Source organism: Pseudomonas sp. F01002, assembly GCF_004402115.1.
In the GTDB taxonomy this organism is placed as follows: Bacteria; Pseudomonadota; Gammaproteobacteria; order Pseudomonadales; family Pseudomonadaceae; genus Aquipseudomonas; species Aquipseudomonas frigoris.
The window spans coordinates 86843-103301 of record NZ_SOPU01000005.1; the positions used below are offsets into that span (position 1 = coordinate 86843).

The 16459-nt window shown below is 57.4% G+C and carries 15 protein-coding genes and 1 pseudogene; 7 read left to right on the forward strand and 9 right to left on the reverse strand.

Annotated features, from left to right (window positions below):
* Positions 1 to 42 precede the first annotated feature (42 nt).
* The 3 genes from E3W21_RS04225 to E3W21_RS04235 all read left to right on the forward strand — a co-directional run bounded on the left by E3W21_RS04225 (position 43) and on the right by E3W21_RS04235 (position 1819).
* The gene (locus E3W21_RS04225) at positions 43 to 429 is read left to right on the forward strand and encodes a DUF488 domain-containing protein (protein ID WP_134418556.1); all 387 of its coding nucleotides are present in this window, start codon (positions 43 to 45) and stop codon (positions 427 to 429) included.
* 85 nt (positions 430 to 514) lie between these two features.
* Positions 515 to 988, forward strand: a complete 474-nt coding sequence (locus E3W21_RS04230) for a GNAT family N-acetyltransferase (RefSeq protein ID WP_134418627.1) — start codon at positions 515 to 517, stop codon at positions 986 to 988.
* Between the two features lie 63 nt (positions 989 to 1051).
* Positions 1052 to 1819 carry a metallophosphoesterase gene (locus E3W21_RS04235; RefSeq protein WP_134418557.1) on the forward strand — a complete coding sequence of 256 codons (768 nt, stop codon included), beginning with the start codon at positions 1052 to 1054 and terminating at the stop codon, positions 1817 to 1819.
* Here the strand turns inward: E3W21_RS04235 and E3W21_RS04240 are convergent.
* The 4 genes from E3W21_RS04240 to E3W21_RS04255 form a co-directional block, all read right to left on the reverse strand.
* On the reverse strand, positions 1793 to 2668 hold the full coding sequence (locus tag E3W21_RS04240) for an alpha/beta fold hydrolase (RefSeq protein ID WP_134418558.1): 876 nt from the start codon (positions 2666 to 2668) through the stop codon (positions 1793 to 1795). The genes E3W21_RS04235 and E3W21_RS04240 overlap by 27 nt on opposite strands.
* Positions 2669 to 3436: 768 nt before the next feature.
* Positions 3437 to 4420, reverse strand: a complete 984-nt coding sequence (locus E3W21_RS04245) for a GlxA family transcriptional regulator (RefSeq protein WP_134418628.1) — start codon at positions 4418 to 4420, stop codon at positions 3437 to 3439.
* 188 nt (positions 4421 to 4608) lie between these two features.
* A complete protein-coding gene (gene map / locus E3W21_RS04250; RefSeq protein WP_134418559.1) occupies positions 4609 to 5400 on the reverse strand; it encodes a type I methionyl aminopeptidase in 792 nt (263 codons plus the stop codon).
* Positions 5397 to 5663 (reverse strand): ParD-like family protein, encoded by a 267-nt coding sequence (locus tag E3W21_RS04255; RefSeq protein ID WP_129436737.1) that lies wholly within the window; start codon positions 5661 to 5663, stop codon positions 5397 to 5399. Before E3W21_RS04255 ends, map begins: the two co-directional genes overlap by 4 nt.
* 310 nt (positions 5664 to 5973) lie before the next feature.
* Here E3W21_RS04255 and E3W21_RS04260 point away from each other — a divergent pair, with 310 nt between their 5' ends.
* The 4 genes from E3W21_RS04260 to E3W21_RS04280 all read left to right on the forward strand — a co-directional run bounded on the left by E3W21_RS04260 (position 5974) and on the right by E3W21_RS04280 (position 10383).
* On the forward strand, positions 5974 to 7653 hold the full coding sequence (locus tag E3W21_RS04260) for a thiamine pyrophosphate-binding protein (protein ID WP_134418560.1): 1680 nt from the start codon (positions 5974 to 5976) through the stop codon (positions 7651 to 7653).
* Positions 7654 to 7866: 213 nt separating this feature from the next.
* Entirely contained in the window at positions 7867 to 9084 is a 1218-nt protein-coding gene (locus tag E3W21_RS04265) for a DUF3422 domain-containing protein (protein ID WP_134418629.1), read from the forward strand.
* Positions 9085 to 9558: 474 nt separating this feature from the next.
* On the forward strand, positions 9559 to 9759 hold the full coding sequence (locus tag E3W21_RS04275; RefSeq protein ID WP_134418561.1) for a hypothetical protein: 201 nt from the start codon (positions 9559 to 9561) through the stop codon (positions 9757 to 9759).
* A gap of 183 nt (positions 9760 to 9942) precedes the next feature.
* The gene (locus tag E3W21_RS04280) at positions 9943 to 10383 is read left to right on the forward strand and encodes a hypothetical protein (RefSeq protein ID WP_129436741.1); all 441 of its coding nucleotides are present in this window, start codon (positions 9943 to 9945) and stop codon (positions 10381 to 10383) included.
* A 4-nt stretch (positions 10384 to 10387) separates the two neighbouring features.
* Here E3W21_RS04280 and E3W21_RS04285 read toward each other — a convergent pair.
* The 5 genes and pseudogenes from E3W21_RS04285 to algG form a co-directional block, all read right to left on the reverse strand.
* A pseudogene (locus E3W21_RS04285) lies at positions 10388 to 10618 on the reverse strand (class II aldolase/adducin family protein); the annotation flags it as partial.
* Positions 10619 to 10842: 224 nt separating this feature from the next.
* Positions 10843 to 12264 carry a mannose-1-phosphate guanylyltransferase/mannose-6-phosphate isomerase gene (locus E3W21_RS04290; protein ID WP_129436742.1) on the reverse strand — a complete coding sequence of 474 codons (1422 nt, stop codon included), beginning with the start codon at positions 12262 to 12264 and terminating at the stop codon, positions 10843 to 10845.
* Positions 12265 to 12397: 133 nt separating this feature from the next.
* Positions 12398 to 13489 carry a mannuronate-specific alginate lyase gene (locus tag E3W21_RS04295; RefSeq protein WP_134418562.1) on the reverse strand — a complete coding sequence of 364 codons (1092 nt, stop codon included), beginning with the start codon at positions 13487 to 13489 and terminating at the stop codon, positions 12398 to 12400.
* Positions 13489 to 14886 carry an alginate biosynthesis protein AlgX gene (locus tag E3W21_RS04300; RefSeq protein ID WP_134418563.1) on the reverse strand — a complete coding sequence of 466 codons (1398 nt, stop codon included), beginning with the start codon at positions 14884 to 14886 and terminating at the stop codon, positions 13489 to 13491. Before E3W21_RS04300 ends, E3W21_RS04295 begins: the two co-directional genes overlap by 1 nt.
* Positions 14887 to 14897: 11 nt before the next feature.
* Positions 14898 to 16415, reverse strand: coding sequence for a mannuronan 5-epimerase AlgG (algG, locus tag E3W21_RS04305; RefSeq protein WP_134418564.1), 1518 nt, complete (start codon positions 16413 to 16415; stop codon positions 14898 to 14900).
* Positions 16416 to 16459 lie beyond the last annotated feature (44 nt).

Genomic DNA, 16459 nt, shown 5'->3' on the forward strand with positions numbered 1-16459 from the left:
CGCACACTGCAGAAATCGGCCATAAGAGGGAACACATCGACCATGCCCATCCATATCGTGCGCCTCGGCTCACCGCGCGCCGCCAATGAAGGCTTGCGCTTGGGCACGGTGCGTCGCCCGCCGCGTGGCGTGCCGAAAGCCGAGTTTGCCAGTCGGGATTTTTATGACGTGTGGCAGCCGCTGCTGTCTCCCAGTGCCGAACTGGTCGCAGAAGCCAAAGCGGCAGAAGACGCGAAGGCGTGGGAAGCCTTCAAGCGCAAGTTCAAGACCGAAATGAACCACCCGGCGCCCAGCCAGTTGCTCGATTTGTTGGCGGCGTTGTCCCACCAAACGTCACTGGCCATTGGCTGTTATTGCGAAGATGAAGCGCATTGCCATCGGTCGGTATTGCGGGAGTTGTTAAAGGCGCGTGGTGCGCAGATCACCTAGTGGTTGCCGAAGGCTGCCCCGACATTGACCGCTCAAGATCGGCTTAAAGGATTTTGGCAAAGACACAAGGATCGAGGTCTTGAAAATGAATAACCAGATTCGACTCGCCACCACTGACGATGCGGCAACCATCAGCCGGGTCATCATTCAATCGCTGCGCCAGTCCAATGCCCTGGACTACCCTCCTGACGTCATCACCCAGGTAGAGAAAAGCTTTTCTACCGAGGCCATCCGCGCCTTGTTGAGCCAACGCCAGGTCTTTGTCGCCACCATCGATAAGCGTGTAGTCGCCACGGCCAGCCTTGATCAAGACGTTGTGCGCAGTGTATTCGTTGACCCACGCCATCAGGGACGCGGACTCGGCAGGCAGTTGATGGCAACGATTCAATCTGTCGCCCAAGAAGCAAAAATCGAGGTACTGCGCGTCCCCTCCTCCATCACCGCAGAAGCCTTTTACTTCAAGCTGGGTTATCGAAAAATCCGCGACGAATTTCACGGGGTCGAGCGCACGATAATTATGGAGCGGCGTTTGAGGCCCGTTGTCGACTACACAAACTGACGCCAGCGAATGTCCGTCATTGAGCTGTTCTCGTTACCATCCAAAATAAGTAGGAGTTGATCGATGCGCATCGCCTTGCTGTCAGACATCCACTTGTCCGTCAACGCGTTACCTTTTCCCGATGTGGATGCCGATATTGTCGTCCTCGCGGGAGACATCTCCCGACCGGCCACGGCCATTGAGTGGGCCAAATCGTGCCCTGTTCCGATCGTGTACGTGGCAGGGAATCACGAGTTTTATGGCAGCGACTTGATCTCTACCTACGAGCACTTGAACAGGTTGTCGGAAGGCACACAGATCCACGTATTGGAACGCTCGGAGTATCTCCACAACGGTGTGCGGTTTTTGGGTTGCACCCTGTGGTCTGACTATCGACTTTTCGATTCTGCAGAGGATCGGGCACAGGGTATTGATCTGGCTACGAAGCTCATGCGGGACTTCACCCACATAAAAATCTCACCAGATTTTCCAGACCTGTTCAGCCCGGCAATTTCCCAACTGATTTTTTTACAGACAGTCGCCTGGCTGGAAGACTGCTTCACCCGCGACAGAAGCACTCCCACGGTGGTGGTTTCGCATTTTGCACCGACACGGTTGAGCATAGGCCCGCTGTTTGAGAATTCGCCGATTAACGCGAGTTTTGTTTCAGACCTCGAAGACCGGATCAACGTCTGGCAGCCGGCACTTTGGCTGCATGGCCATACCCATGGGAGCTTTGACTACCAGGTGGGCAAAACTCGCGTCATTTGCAACGCCCGGGGCTATGCAAAAAATGGCGTTAATGAAAATCCGGAATTTAATCGCTCATACGTGATTGACCTGGATATCTGAGGCAACACGGCCCTGCCTCCTGGAAGCCGGATCCAGAAAACCGAGCAAGGCCTGCCGGGTGTCATGCCAGGCCGCCGGATGTTCCATATCGAGGAAGTGCCCGGCGTTCTTGATGGTATGGAACCGGGACTGAGACGCATGATCGGCGAACAGCCGGGCGTCTTCGACCGAGGTGTACTCATCCCATTCGCCGTTGACAAACAGCAGCGGTATTTCGATGGCAGCGGCACAGGCGACATAGCAATGGGTGTCTTGGGTCAGCACCTCATTGACGTGGAAATGCATCTGCCTGTACTCGTGCTCGGCCAGGCTTCTGACATGGCGGTCATTAAAGCGTTTGAACAGCGATGGCAGGTGCTTGCCGATTGTGCTGTTGATCAAGCGACCGACATTGAGGCGGTCGCAAGCCTGGAGATGGTTCAGGCCGCTCTCCAGGTAATCGCGCATCGGTGTATTGATACGAGCTGCGAATGAATTGATCACCGCCTTCTCGATTCGTCGCGGCCGCTGGGCCAGCGCCAGCAAGGTAGCCGCACCGCCCCAGGAAAAGGACAGCACATGGTGCGCACCAAAGTGTTCGATTAAATCCAGCAGTATCGCGGCCTCGTCTTCCTTTCGGATCGGTTGGCCGTGAAGGTTGTGTTCCTTCGACTGACCGGCATAGGGCTGGTCGTAGAGAATCACATTGAATCGCGGCTGCAGGTAACGCACCGTTTGGGCAAAAGATGCGGTCGTTGCCAGTGAGCCGTTGACCAGAATGATGGTCTTGTCAGCGGCAGTGTTGAGATAGTGCTCGGTATATACCTTGTACTTCCCGCAGATCTCGACGATGGCAGTTTTCGGCATCATGACATTTACTTCCTTGAACCCATTGGACTAAGCGCACAGCGTTTGGGATGCCCACAGGGCCCTATCGCAGACAGCAGAACACGTGGACCTGACAGCGAAGTGTCAGGCCAATACATCAATAACTCAGAGTGGTTTTCAAGCGTCAACGCATAGGCCTCCTCGGGCTTAATCTGGCAACACGGACAAGCGACAACAGCGCGAGGGTGCTCGGATGGCTGCCGTGACCAATGAGTCACTGACTGACCATATGTTCAGAGTTAAGCAGGGATTTCCCCGTCTGCAAGAACGCAGACGAGTTATTGCGTCGAAGACGGCGTGATGGTCGAACGATGTCACCCAAGACGAGGCGACGCGCGAAAGCTCCGCGGGCGGCCATCCCATGTTCGCGGATCACTTTCCGGGGGACGCCCCCGAGTCATCGGTCCCGTCGAAATACTTGGCTATTGGCCCAGGCATTGCTTTGGCATCTTTTGCGGCACCTGGTCATCTTTCCGGAATTTCGAATGTTTATGCCTGATAGGGCTTAGTAGACGACCGCTGCTGCTGATGCAGACCGCAAGCCTGGTGACGATCATGGAGTTTATGCAGGACCTGAACAGGGTGTTGATTGTGGTAAGCATCTAGACGACAGACCGCTCCACTTTCAGGAATGACCCCAAGGTTGGGGCAAAGAGTCGAAAACGGACGTTTTGGCTTCCTCAAAACTACTGAATGATGACGGCGTAAATCTGCACAAATCACGAGTAAGCATCGACTCAAAAAGCAGTTCTATTTGACCAGTCGCGTTTCCTTGGAAGGCCTGTATCCAAAGTACGAGCTATAGCACTTGCTGAAATGGCTGGGCGATACAAAGCCACACGCAACCAACACGTCCACCTGGGATAGCTCCGTGTGCTGGAGCAACCGACGCGCCTCGGTAATCCGCAATTCCATGTAATACCGTTGCGGCGTTGTGCCCAGTTGCTCCTTGAACAAGCGCTCGAGTTGTCGACGCGAACGACCTGCGTATACGGCCAACTGCTCCAACTCCAGAGGTTCTTCGAGGTTGGCATCCATCAGCTTCACCACCTCGCGTAATGGTGCGCTCACGCAAACATTTTCAGTCGGTTTTATGCGCCGATAACGTGACTCCTCGAAAGCCAGGATGTCCTCAATACCCTCGACGAGGGCTTTGTCATGCAAGCCTTTGATCCAGTCCAGCGCCATGTGGAATGCCCCCGAGGGACTGGAAGCCGTGAGTCGGTCTCGATCGATGACGTAGGGCTCACTGGTGACATGCGTCGCCTTGGCGATTTCCGCGAGCGCGGGGCGATGTTCGGGGTGAATCGCGCAACGATATCCGTCAAGCAAACCTGCCCTTCCCAGGAACCATGCGCCATTCCACAACCCGGCCAAAATGACGCCCTGGTCTGATGCAGCCCTCAATAGGGAGATGAGTTCATCCGTCGCTTTGAGTTCTGTCCTGTAGCCGCCACAAACGACCAGAAGGTCCAGCTCCTGGATCGTTGAGCCATCGAAACGGGTATCCGGCCGAATGACCAGGCCCAGGTCACTGACGACTTCCTCATCGGTCAAGCCGAACGTTCGGGAAGAGAACAACCCGGGTCGCAGAAGATTCGCGGTGACAATCGTATCCAGTGCTTGCGTGAATGCGGGCAGCGAGAAATGCTCAAGCAGCAGAAATCCTGCCCGGACCATTTGAGTTTTCTCGTTGGGGTTCTCATTCAGATAGCGGAGATTTTTCCCCTTCATGCCTCCGCTAAATTGGCGTCGTTCGATCAATGTTCGACCTACTCGGTTACGTTACCCAACCTGTCGTTGGGTGCGTTGATAAACCTCAATGCTAACTGCAGACGTTTCAAAACCACTAGCGCCATTTTGCGATTGATCAGGCCATCTGGATGGCCGTGACGTAGCTGTGTGTCACTCGCAAACCGCGCCTAAACGATGGCGGGATACCCATCGACACTATCGGGCCAAGGGGACAGAACCTCGAAGCCGTCGTCAGTGACTGCGACCATATGCTCCCACTGAGCCGAGAGTGAGTGATCCTTGGTGACCACGGTCCAGCCATCAGCCAGCGTTTTCACATGGCGTTTGCCAGCGTTCAACATGGGTTCAATGGTGAAGATCATGCCGGCTTTCAGTTTCAGGCCCTGGCCTGGATAGCCGTAGTGAAGGACCTGCGGCTCATCGTGATAAATCTTGCCGATACCGTGACCGCAGTATTCGCGCACGACGCTGAATCCGTCTCTTTCGGCCACCGTCTGAATGGCATGGCCAATGTCACCCAGGGTAGCGCCGGGGCGGACGACGCGAATACCGGCACACATCGCTTCATAGGTCGTCTCGGCCAGACGTCGGGCATCCGGGCCGGGCTCACCCACGAAGTACATGCGGCTGGTGTCGCCGTACCAACCCTCCTTGATAACGGCAATGTCGATATTGACGATGTCGCCATCCTTTAGTGGCGTGGCCGAAGGAATGCCATGGCAGACCACTTGGTTGACCGATGTACACACGGTTTTCGGGAAGCCGTGATAGCCGACATTCCCCGGAATGGCTTTCTGCACGTTGACGATGTAGTCGTGACAGAGCTGATCAAGTTCGTCGGTGGTGCCCCCCGCTTTGACATGCGGAGCAATCATGGCCAGGACCTCGGCGGCCAGCGTGCCCGCAGCGCGAGACTTGGCTATTTCTGCCGGGGTATTGATAGCAACACTGGCCTTCATTGCTGGGCTCCTGGTGTTGCATCAACCTGGGCGTTTTGCGAAAAATCGGCGAGTGCGCATAGCTGTTTTAGATCGAGGCCGCCAGCCAGTTCGGCACGAATCAGCAAGCGGCAGATGTCGCTGTGGTCGAGGTTGGGATGTAACTCCGCAAGCATCCCGATGCGCATCCAGTGCTCGGCTTGGGCGTTGATCGAGCGACTCAGCGCATCGCTGGCGACGCGCAGATTCTCGTGCATGGCTTCTGAAATTTTTACGATACCCACTGCTCAATCCGATATGAAATGCATATGAACCGTATATTAGTCGGTAGTCGTGTGAAATTGCAATTTCACGATTTATAGCCATGACTGAAGCGCGCGGCAGCATAAAAAAGTCACTGGGTGACTTGAAGTCCGACTTCAATAGCTGAGGGAATGAAGTGCTGAGCAATCATCGTTTGTACCCCTACTCGATGATGCTCAGAATTCGTGGCGCAGACGTTAGCCATTGTTCTTCCATTTGATCGAGTCAGTACCTGTCAGAAAGAGAGCGATTCACCCTTTCACACCGCACCATTCGACTCAGGAGATAACAATGAATAAAACCATTTCTCGTCGTAGCGGAGGTCAGATATTGGTGGATGCCTTACGCATCCATGGCGTCAAAAGAGCTTTTTGTGTTCCGGGAGAAAGCTACCTCGCGGTTCTCGATGCATTGCATGACGTGCAAGAAGAAATCGACCTGGTGGTGTGCCGCCAGGAAGGTGGGGCGGCCTATATGGCCGAAGCCTACGGCAAGCTCACTGGAGAGCCAGGCATCTGCTTCGTGACCCGAGGCCCGGGTGCTACAAACGCCTCGATTGGCGTTCACACTGCGTTCCAGGATTCATCGCCGATGATTCTGTTCATTGGCCAGGTCGCTCGCGATCAGCAGTATCGCGAAGCCTTTCAGGAAGTTGATTTTCGCCAGATGTTTGGCCCCTTGGCGAAATGGGTCGTGCAAATAGACGACACCCGCAGAATTCCCGAACTGATCAGCCAGGCGTTCCACCGAGCGGTCAATGGCAGACCTGGGCCTGTCGTGGTCGCACTGCCGGAAGACATGCTGACCGAAATGGCGGAAGTCAGTGATGCCGGGCCTTTCAAACGCGTATTGATGACCCCGGCAGCCGAGCAAATGGCCGCCATGCAGCAACTGCTTGAGCGATCAGAGCGTCCATTGATGGTGCTGGGTGGCAGCGGTTGGGACACCGAGTCAGTGCACGACATCCGGCTTTTTGCTGAACAGCAAAATATCCCGGTTGCCGCCTCCTTTCGCTGCCAGGACCTGTTCGACAATCGACACCCGAACTATGTCGGCGATCTTGGTTTCGCCGCGTCAGCGCAGCTGTCCTCAGCGGTAAAAAACGCCGATCTGCTGCTGGTCGTGGGCTCCAGAATGGGTGAGGTTTCAACGGGCGGATATGCTGCCTTGGACATCCCGGTACCCAAGCAAACCTTGATCCATATTCACCAAGGCATCGAGGAACTGGGGCGGGTTTACCAACCTGCGTTAGCGATAAACAGCAGCATGTCGACCTTTGCTAAATCAGCCGCAAAACTTCCGGCGGTGCCCAGCCAAATAAAGAGTGAATGGACGCGCACCCTGAACAAACACTACTGCGAAAATCTGCAACACTCGCCCTCCCCTGGCGATGTGCAAATGGCCGAAATCATTGAGTGGTTGAATCGCAGTCTTCCGGACGACGCGATCCTGACAAATGGCGCCGGAAACTACGCCGTCTGGCTTCAACGCTTCTATCAGTTCCGCCAATACCGCACTCAGTTAGGCCCTACCAATGGCTCCATGGGCTACGGCGTTCCTGCGGCGGTGGCCGCCAAACTGACGTGCCCGGATCGAGTGGTGGTTTCGTTTTCCGGGGATGGTTGCTTCTTGATGAACGGTCAGGAGATAGCGACTGCAGCGCAGTATGGCGCCCATGTGATTTTCGTCGTGATCAACAACGGAATGTACGGAACCATCAGAATGCACCAGGAACGCAATTACCCTGGACGCGTTTCAGGCACCGAATTGCACAACCCGGATTTCGCCGCACTGGCCCAAGCCTATGGACTGCATGGCGAGGTGGTCACAACGACGTCGGAATTTGCCCCAGCGTTTGAACGCTGCCTTGATTTGTCCCGGCCATCCTTGATTGAGGTCAGAGTCGACCCTGAAGCATTGACCCCTCGTCTTAGCCTGACCCAGATCAGGGAGCAATCAAGCAAGAAGTGAGCGGCAACCCGTTCTTCTGTTTTGGGCGCCTGGTTCACGTTGTAGAAGGCGCCTTTTTTAGTTCTTCCCTCCCACGCAATGGTTCGCCTGCCTGCTACTGAATCAACAGCGGTGCGTTACCACCCAGCGACAACCCATGGATTGCTGCTTGTGACTCGTGAGTTCATCGACCTGTCCCACCTACAACAGCAGTCGATCAATGGCCTGAACAGCATGCATCCGCAAAGACAAACCCTGCACAACGAACTGCACGCGCGCCCGTCACTGTATTTCGACGAACCGGCCCATGTGTTTCATCTGGCCTTTCTTGGCGGGGAACCGGAGTGCAATGCGCTGCTGGAGCGCTGCTGCCCTATCCCGATCGATCCTCATGCCGCCCAGGGCATCACCCAACTCGATGGCCACGCCCTGAAATGGGAACGCCACGCCGAGTTCTTCACCCTGACCCTGGTGGTCACGTCATCCTGCGATGACCTGTCCTGGACATCGCTGCCCGAGGTGCTGGCGCAAAAAGTCGAAGCGCATTTGCCGCAGTTGATCAACTCGGTGCAGATCGTAGTGCGTGGCGAAGCCGGCCTGGACCTCGCCGGCTACGACTTCAAGGACCCGTGCGGTTCCTGCGTGGGCGGTGGCGATGCGGTGGTCTGGAGCGATTTTCGTCTCAGCGAGGACGGCAACAACCACATCCTGTTCGTCAACCGGCGCCTTAACGCTTACCGCCAAGGGCGGATGATCCGCCGTCTGCTGGAAATCGAGACCTACCGCATGATGGCCTCGCTGTCGTTGACCACGGCCAAGACCCTCAGCGCGCAACTTGATGTCTTTGACAAGACCTTGGTCACCCTCTCCGAGCGTAACGCCGACGCCGACAGCGGCAACGCGAAAACCCTGCTGGCGGACATCTCCAACCTGTCAGCCCAAGTGGTCAGCAGTACCGCGAAAACCCGCCACCGCTTCAGTGCCACCCAGGCCTATGCCCAACTCGTGTACGAACGCCTGGGCGAATTGCGGGAAAGTCACGTAGGCGATTGCCAGCGCCTCGGGGTGTTCATCGAACGCCGCTTCAAACCCACCGTCAGGTACTGCACCGCCACCGAACAACGCCTGGAGCACCTGGCGAAAAGCGTGGCCAACCTGGGCGACCTGTTACAAGCCCGGGTTCAGGTGGAAATGGAAGAACAGAACTCGGAAATTCTCAAAAGCCTGAACGCCCGCGCCGATGCCCAGATCAAAATCCAGCGCGCCGTCGAAGGTCTGTCGATTATCGCCATTACTTACTACCTGCTGAACCTGCTCAAGCTTGGCTACTCAGGGTTGCACCTGCTCGGCGCCGAGGTGGCCCCGCGGGAGGCCATGCTGGCGATGACGCCCCTCGCGATCGCCATCCTTGCGCTGATTATTTTCCGCATCAAGAAGGTCAAAGAGCACTGAAACGGCGAATCGCAGGGATGCTGAATACCGCACACAAGGGCTCTAGCAAGCGTCAGCGCCTGAAGCATTTAACGGAGTGACTGAGTCAGTGCCTGAAGCAGAGACATTAAGAAAGGAATTCCACATCTCATAAGCATCGTGATGCCGTTTGGTTGCCTCTTCCCATTCCGGCCCTGAAACACATCTAGAAGAGACCAGCGTCATCATTCCCATCGTTGCGGCATCCAGCTCGATCAGGAAAGCGTGAGAGTGGATCCTGAAGTCTTCGACCGATGGCATTACGTGTTCCCCCGGCGGATTCCACCGCTATCAAGGAGCGACTGCTCCTCGGACGGTGGAGTATTGCGACCCGGTAGAATTCAGGCCGTCTGACCGCCGGTACGTTTCGTCAGGTAATCGAGGAACGCCGACAAAAAATCTCGAACTCAAGCCATAGCGTTGAATCCAATGTTCAGGTCAATGGAGGTCAGCGATATGAACAGCGATGACAGTGTTAATGACGTCAAATCAAATGCAACGTCAAACGCCGAAAGAGAGCTTGAGGACAGGGACACGGACGCCAAAGGTGTGGATGAAACCGTTACGCCCTCTTCAACTCGAACCAAAGGGCAGGAAGCTGAGGAACTCAGTCGGAAAATAGCTGAGATAGAACGGAAGGTGGCGGACGGTAACTAGTAAGGGTCCAAGGGACGTGAGGTTGTAATCTTGAAGACACGCCGCTCCTCTCCTTCACCAATGTATTTGCATTGACGTTGGACGGGGCTAGGCCGGTTCCGGTGCTACGCTTTCATTTCCTCGAATAGAGAACGAAGCGATGTCCACCGAACTCTCAATCCCCACACGTTCACGACTGTAGCCATGAAACGGTTCCTGATCGGTGGTATCGCCGTAGCGATTATCGGCACGATGACGTATGGATTTTTCCAATGGAAAGTCGTCGAAAGCCACAAGCACGACATGCTGTGTGGAGAGGCCAAGCAGACGCTGAAAGGCGTGGAAATGCGAGCGCGGGCGTTGGCTGCCGGATTGTCTGTAGACGCCTATGCCAAGGCTGAAGAAGACGAAGTGGCGACACTCATTGTTGCGCTCGATGCCGCCAAGAGCGACGCTGAGGTCGACTCGGTCATAGAGGCTCACGCTGCCGCCCTGGAAGCGGAGGATGCGGCTATTGACGCTCAGGTTGATACCCGAGGCGATCAGACATTCCTCGAGCAGCGACTCGTGAAACAGCGGATACCTGTCGACGTTAAACAAGAACTGCAACGCGCCGCGAAGGCCGTTAGCGTCAAGTGTAGTTAGTGTTCAACTGTGCCCTACCCACCGCCCCCAAAAGCAGCCCAAAGGCATTGATCAGGAAATGCTCGTCGGGCCCCGGCACTCGCGCCGAAAAATGCGTGTAGATGTGATCAGTCCATTTGAACAGGGCCGCCAGCCGATAGGCCGCGGCCAGTTTCACCCGCACATCCCATTCTTCGGGGCTGACGCGCTGGCGAACATTTTTCGAGACGCTGGATAACGGGCTGACGCTGCTCATGGCAAAACTTCCTGGAGGGCCTTAAGGATCTCCAGCAAGCCTATGGGAAGCCAAAAAATAATAAAAAGCACATGTTAATCCAAGCTAATTATCATTTTTTTTTATTATATTTCAGCCACTCCATTCATGCCGCGCTCCGAAGGCAGGGGTCGTGGGTTCGATCCCAACGAAGCTCGCGTATCTTCCTCGTTCGATAAACAAGCCAACGCTTCTGGTAAATGGGCTCAACTCTTGACCTGTTGGCTCCTGCCGTAGACATCTTCCAGGCGCTCGATATCGTCCTCGCCCAGGTAACTGCCCGACTGCACCTCGATGATTTCCAGCGGGATCTTGCCGGGGTTGGACAGGCGGTGCACCGAAGCGATCGGGATGTAGGTTGACTGGTTTTCAGTGAGCAGGAAGACCTTTTCGTTGCACGTCACCTGGGCTGTACCGGAGACCACGATCCAGTGTTCGGCGCGGTGGTGATGCATCTGCAGGGAAAGCTGCGCGCCCGGTTTCACGGTGATGTGCTTGACTTGGTGGCGGGTGCCGCTGTCCACCGAATCGTAACTGCCCCAGGGGCGATACACCGCGCAGTGGCTCTGGGTTTCCGAGCGACCTTTGGCATCGAGCGCATTGACCAGTTTTTTCACGTCCTGCACGGCATCGCGGTGCGCGACCATCAACGCATCTTTGGTTTCTATCACGACCAAATCGTTCAGCCCTAGCAGGGTCACCAGCTTGCTACTGCCATGCACGAAGCAATTGCGGCTGTTGTAGCTGACGACATCGCCCTTGAGCACATTCCCGTCGACGTCTTTGTCGTGCACATCCCACAGCGAAGACCAGCAACCGACATCACTCCAGCCAGCGCTTAGCGGGACGACCCAGGCGCGGCTGGTGCGCTCCATCACCGCATAGTCGATGGAGTTGTCCGGGCAGCATTCAAAGGTGACCCGATCGATACTGGTCACGCCTTCGCTGCTGCGGCTGCGCTCCAGGGCCAGCACGCAGGTGTCGTACATGTCGGGTTCGTGAGTGCGCAACTCGTCGAGATAGCGGCTGGCACGGAACAGGAACATCCCGCTGTTCCAGAAGTACTCGCCGGATCGGACAAATTCGCTGGCGGTTTGCTGGTCGGGTTTCTCGATAAACTTCTCGACCTTGAAGGCGCCGGCGCCAGCATCGCTGCCGGCGGCCTTGATATACCCAAAACCGGTTTCCGGACGCATCGCCGGAATGCCGAACAACACCATATTGCCTTTGAGCGCCTCTTCCTGCGCGTGTGACAGCGTGGCGCGCAAGGCGGGGACGTCACTAATCACGTGGTCGGCCGGAAGCACCAGCAGCAGCTCATCGCGGCCCTCGGCGATCAGCTTGAGGGCCACCAGCGCCACCGCCGGCGCGGTATTGCGGCCGAAGGGTTCGAGCAGTATCGCCTGCGGCGTACAGCCGATGGCGGCGAGTTGTTCATTGACGATAAAGCGATGTTCCTGATTACAGACCACGATCGGCTTGCCGATACCCTCGAACGCCAGGCGCTGCAGGGTCTGCTGAAACAGCGATCCCTCGCCTGCCAGACTCAGGAATTGCTTGGGATACAACTTGCGCGACAACGGCCACAACCGCGAACCACTGCCGCCGGACAGAATGACTGGAATCATTGCACTTTCCTCCTGCACCTTCATCACTCGACATGAAGGCGCTTCGAACAGCGAAGGACTGCCTTCTCTTTTACAACACAAGCCCAATTACGAATGGCCCCACCGGGTATCCAGAGCGTGTTGGTTGTTACATTTATTCTTTCTGGTCAGCAAATAGCTGGGTGATGTCGCCGCCCAGGCGGTAGGTTTTCATCGGTTCGAACGATTGGCGCCAGCGGTTGGTTTGCAACGAGCAGTCGTACAGCGCGCAGTAAGGTTCCAGCCAGGCAAACTTGCCATCCTCGTCGAGGTCCTCGAGTTCCTGCTTGTAGCCGGTCTTGCGTTCAAACGTGCGTGGGTCCTTGATCCCCTCCTCCACCCGCGCCGCCAGACGCCGCATGGCACCGTGGTTTTCTTCGCGCAGGTCGATGTCATTGGCTCGGGCAAAGGCAGCGATCATCATCAGCGGCCCCATCGCATAGTTGTGGTAAGCCAGCGCACGGGTTTCGCGGTTCAGTTCGTTGGGCAGGTATCCGTCTGCATCGACCTGGGAAGCGCCGATGCGAAACTGCGCTACCGACCAGTCGAACAGGTCGCGTCGGTCGACCACCACCGAGGCCGCCATGACGGCCCAGGCCGCCCAATACTGGTGATTGTTCAGTCGGTCCAGTGGCTGGTCGCGCCAGTCCCGCACCACCTGATCGGCGAGCTGGCCGATCCAGACCTCGATCGGTCGGGTCTGCGCCTCGCGGCCCCTCAAAGGCTGCGAGCGCGAATACTTGAGCCGCAGATAGGCCGAAGAAATACTGCCCAGCGCCCATTTGCGCATCGACTTGCCGGTATGGGTGTAGGTGGTACTCAGCAGCGCCTGCGCCTTGGCCCAATCGCCCAGCCAACTCATGGTGCAGTCCACATGGCCGGCGCGGCCGAGCCGTAAATAGGCGGCGACTTGTTTGTTGACGCCCTTCTCCAGTTCGTTGATATCGGCTGACATTTGCTTGTAGCGTTGGTTGGATTCCACGTTGAGCTGATCACGTGCCTTGCCCGAGCCCTCGTACTTACTGGGGATCAACAGGTCACCGGTATAGGGTTTGGGCGCCGCCGGACAGCTCGGCACGTCGCCCTTCTTGTCCACGGCCGGCGCGTAATAGCCCTGCGGCGGGCGCAGTTGAGCGGCCACCGCCTGCACGGTCGGCCCCATCAGAATGAAGGCCACGCCAATGGCGGCCCAGTGCGCCTGACGCATCAGTGCCCCTCCGTCTGCGCGGTGCGCAGGGAAGGTGTCGCAGAGATGACGGGCTTGGCACACAAGCGGGCCGAGAGCTCCATGGAGGTCGGTCCAGGCGGTGGCTGCACGTCCATGGAAAGAAAAGTCAGTTCGTCCCAGTCCGCATCGGCGCGCAGCTCGAAGGCGAAGCGGCCCTGGGTATTGACCGTCGGCGAACGGCTCAAGCTGATGTTTTCCTGGCGACCGTTCATGTAGGTCAGGGTCGCGCTCATCAGGTGCACGGCGGGATCGGCGAACTTTAGGTCGACCTGATAACGATTGCCCTTGATCGGATACACATTGCCGCCACCGCCGTTGAACAACACCTGATTGCGCCCGCTGTGCAGGGTCGAAAGGCTTTTGAGCAGCGGCGCCTGGTTGTCGCAGCCATCGCTCAGCGCTGCCATCGCCTGCCGGTAGAAACTGGATTTGCCCAGGTTGTCGAGATTATCGGTTTCCCACACCAGCACCGTCGGCGGGCGCTTCTGGAAGTCGTCGCCGAGCAGGTAGGCGATCAACGAATCATCATAGCCACCGCCCGGCACACTGAAGTTGCTGACCGGCGTCTGCAGATACTGTTCGAGGAAGCCGGCAAAGTTGAACGCCTCGCCGCTGGCGCTGGTACCGATCAATACGACCTTGGCGGGGACCTTGGCATCGCCTTGGGCCCGGGTTTGATAACGGGTGACAAACTGCGCCGCATAACCGTTGCCGCAGATCTGCGCGGCGGCTTTTTGCAACGTGCCAGAGCGTCCCAACAAGCCGACCGGCTGGCTGGCGAAGACCTGATGCGGCAACGCCTTGAGCACGTCGTTACCGCTGAGCGTCTGGGCCACCAGCTGGGCGCTGCGTTCGGCGCCATAGGGCGTCCAGTTGTGGTCGCCCTTGAAGTAGAAAGGCTGCCCGGTTGGCTGCGGCGCACCCAGCAGGCTGGTGAAGTCGGGGACCAGAATACGTAAGTCGCGCACCCGGTCCAGCGTTTGCAAGTAGTTCTGCCGGGCCTTGGCCTGATCGAAGTTGGCCAGTTCCAGCGGCGTCAGGCGGTCGGCATGCAGCAAGCCGCGGCTGGGTGGCAACACCAACACCAGCTCGACCCCGCGTTGGGCCAGCCCGTCGCGCAGACGCTTGAGGGCTTTGTAACCGCTCTCATCGAGGCCGAAGTCAGTGCGAAAATCGCTTTGGGTGCGAAAGAGCCACTGGTCTTGGGCCTCCACCAGGGTCGCGTAGTTTTTCAGCTCCGGCTGCTCGTAAAGTGTCGCCTGCGCCGCTTGTGGGCACAGCTGACAGCAGGCCTCGGCCGTGTACTGCGGCTGCGCCTGTCCCCACGTCGGCACAGACAGCAGGCACAGCGCGGCAAATCCATGGAGGGTGTTCATCGGCAGGCTCCTCACAGTGTCTCGGGCAGAATCAACGCGGCTGCATGGCGGCGCAGGAGAATGTCCATCAAGTCGCCTTGCACCTCCCCCAGCAAACCGGTGAAGGCAAGGCCGTCCTGTTTCTGCGGCGCCAGAAAGGTCAAGTCATAGAGTTCCAGACGCGAGGGTGAAAACACGGTGATGGGGCTGGAACCGTTGCCGATCAGCTTGCCGCCGACCACGGTGAGCGACAACCTGGCTTCGTAGGGATCTTCCTTGAGGTCGCGGTCGCTGCCGCGCAAATCCTTGATGTGACCGTAGATACCGGTCAGGGCATTAGCCATCAGCTCGTTTTCATACAGCCGCACACCGGTGCTGTTACGCACCCGGATCCCGTGCCGGTCATTGTCGATCGCGCGGTTGCGCCAGATCAGGTTATTGCCGCTCTCATACAGGGTCATGCCGTCGGAGCGGTTTTTGTAGGTCTCGTTGTAGGCCACCAGGTTATTGACGCTGGAACGGTCCAGAACGATGCCCGACAGGTGGTTGTTGTAGGCGCGGTTGTAGATGATCCAGCTGTCATTGACCTCGCGTGAGAGGATAATGCCGTGCTTCTTGCGGGTACCAAAGGCGTCGTTGTGGGCAATGATCAGCCGGCGTGAACGGTCGTGCGGGTCGATGCCATAGACGATGTTGTCGCGGTAGGAATTGCCGAGAATCACCACGTCGTCGGCCTCATAGCAATAGAAGCCGTACCAGTTGTCAACGAACTGCGAATTGAGCAACCAGCCGGTCGGCCGCTTGCGCTTCATCTTCGGCGCCATGCTCGGGCTGTACTGGGAAATACTCACCCCATAACTCTTGCTCGCGGTGTAGCCGAAGCTGGTGATGGTGCTGTTGACGATGTAGGTCTCGGTGCCGCCCCAGGACACCAGGAAGGGCCGAAACTCCCCCTCTTTCTTGTACCAGGCCGGGCTGTCGTCCTTCTCGCTCCAGGCGCTGACCTTGGTGTCGGTGATAAACAGCTTGCCGTCATTGACCAGGAAGGAACCGCCCTCCTGGGACAATCGCAACTCCTTGACCGACTTGTCGATATGCAGGGTCCCGCCCGGACGTATGACAATTGGCAAGCGTGCCAGAAACACCCCCGGCGCAGTTTCGCGCAAGGCCGTCGGTGGCAGGCTGCGCGCCAGTTGCGTCAAGTTCATGTAGCCCCGATCGATGAAGATCGCCACCGGCATTCGCTGCTGGCGCACCACCCATTCCTTGAGACGCTCCTTGCCGCCGATGAACTCGTCGAGCGAGTTTTCCTTGAGCATCGGCTGGATCAAGGCACTGCCGGCGGGCTTGTAGGAAATCTTCGCCATGGCTGCCTCGGCCGTATAGCCGGACAGGTCGGGGATCTTTGGCTCTTTGATCAGCAAGGGCTTTCCCGGTGCCTCGCTAATGGTATAGCGCGGCGCGAATACGAGACCCGCCGCGCTGACACCCGCGGTCTGCACCAACAGCAGTCCGGCGAGCAACAGCCCTATCTTGACGACACTGTCCATAAGCCTCACTCATCAAAATAAATGCAACGTGGTGTGATCAAGGC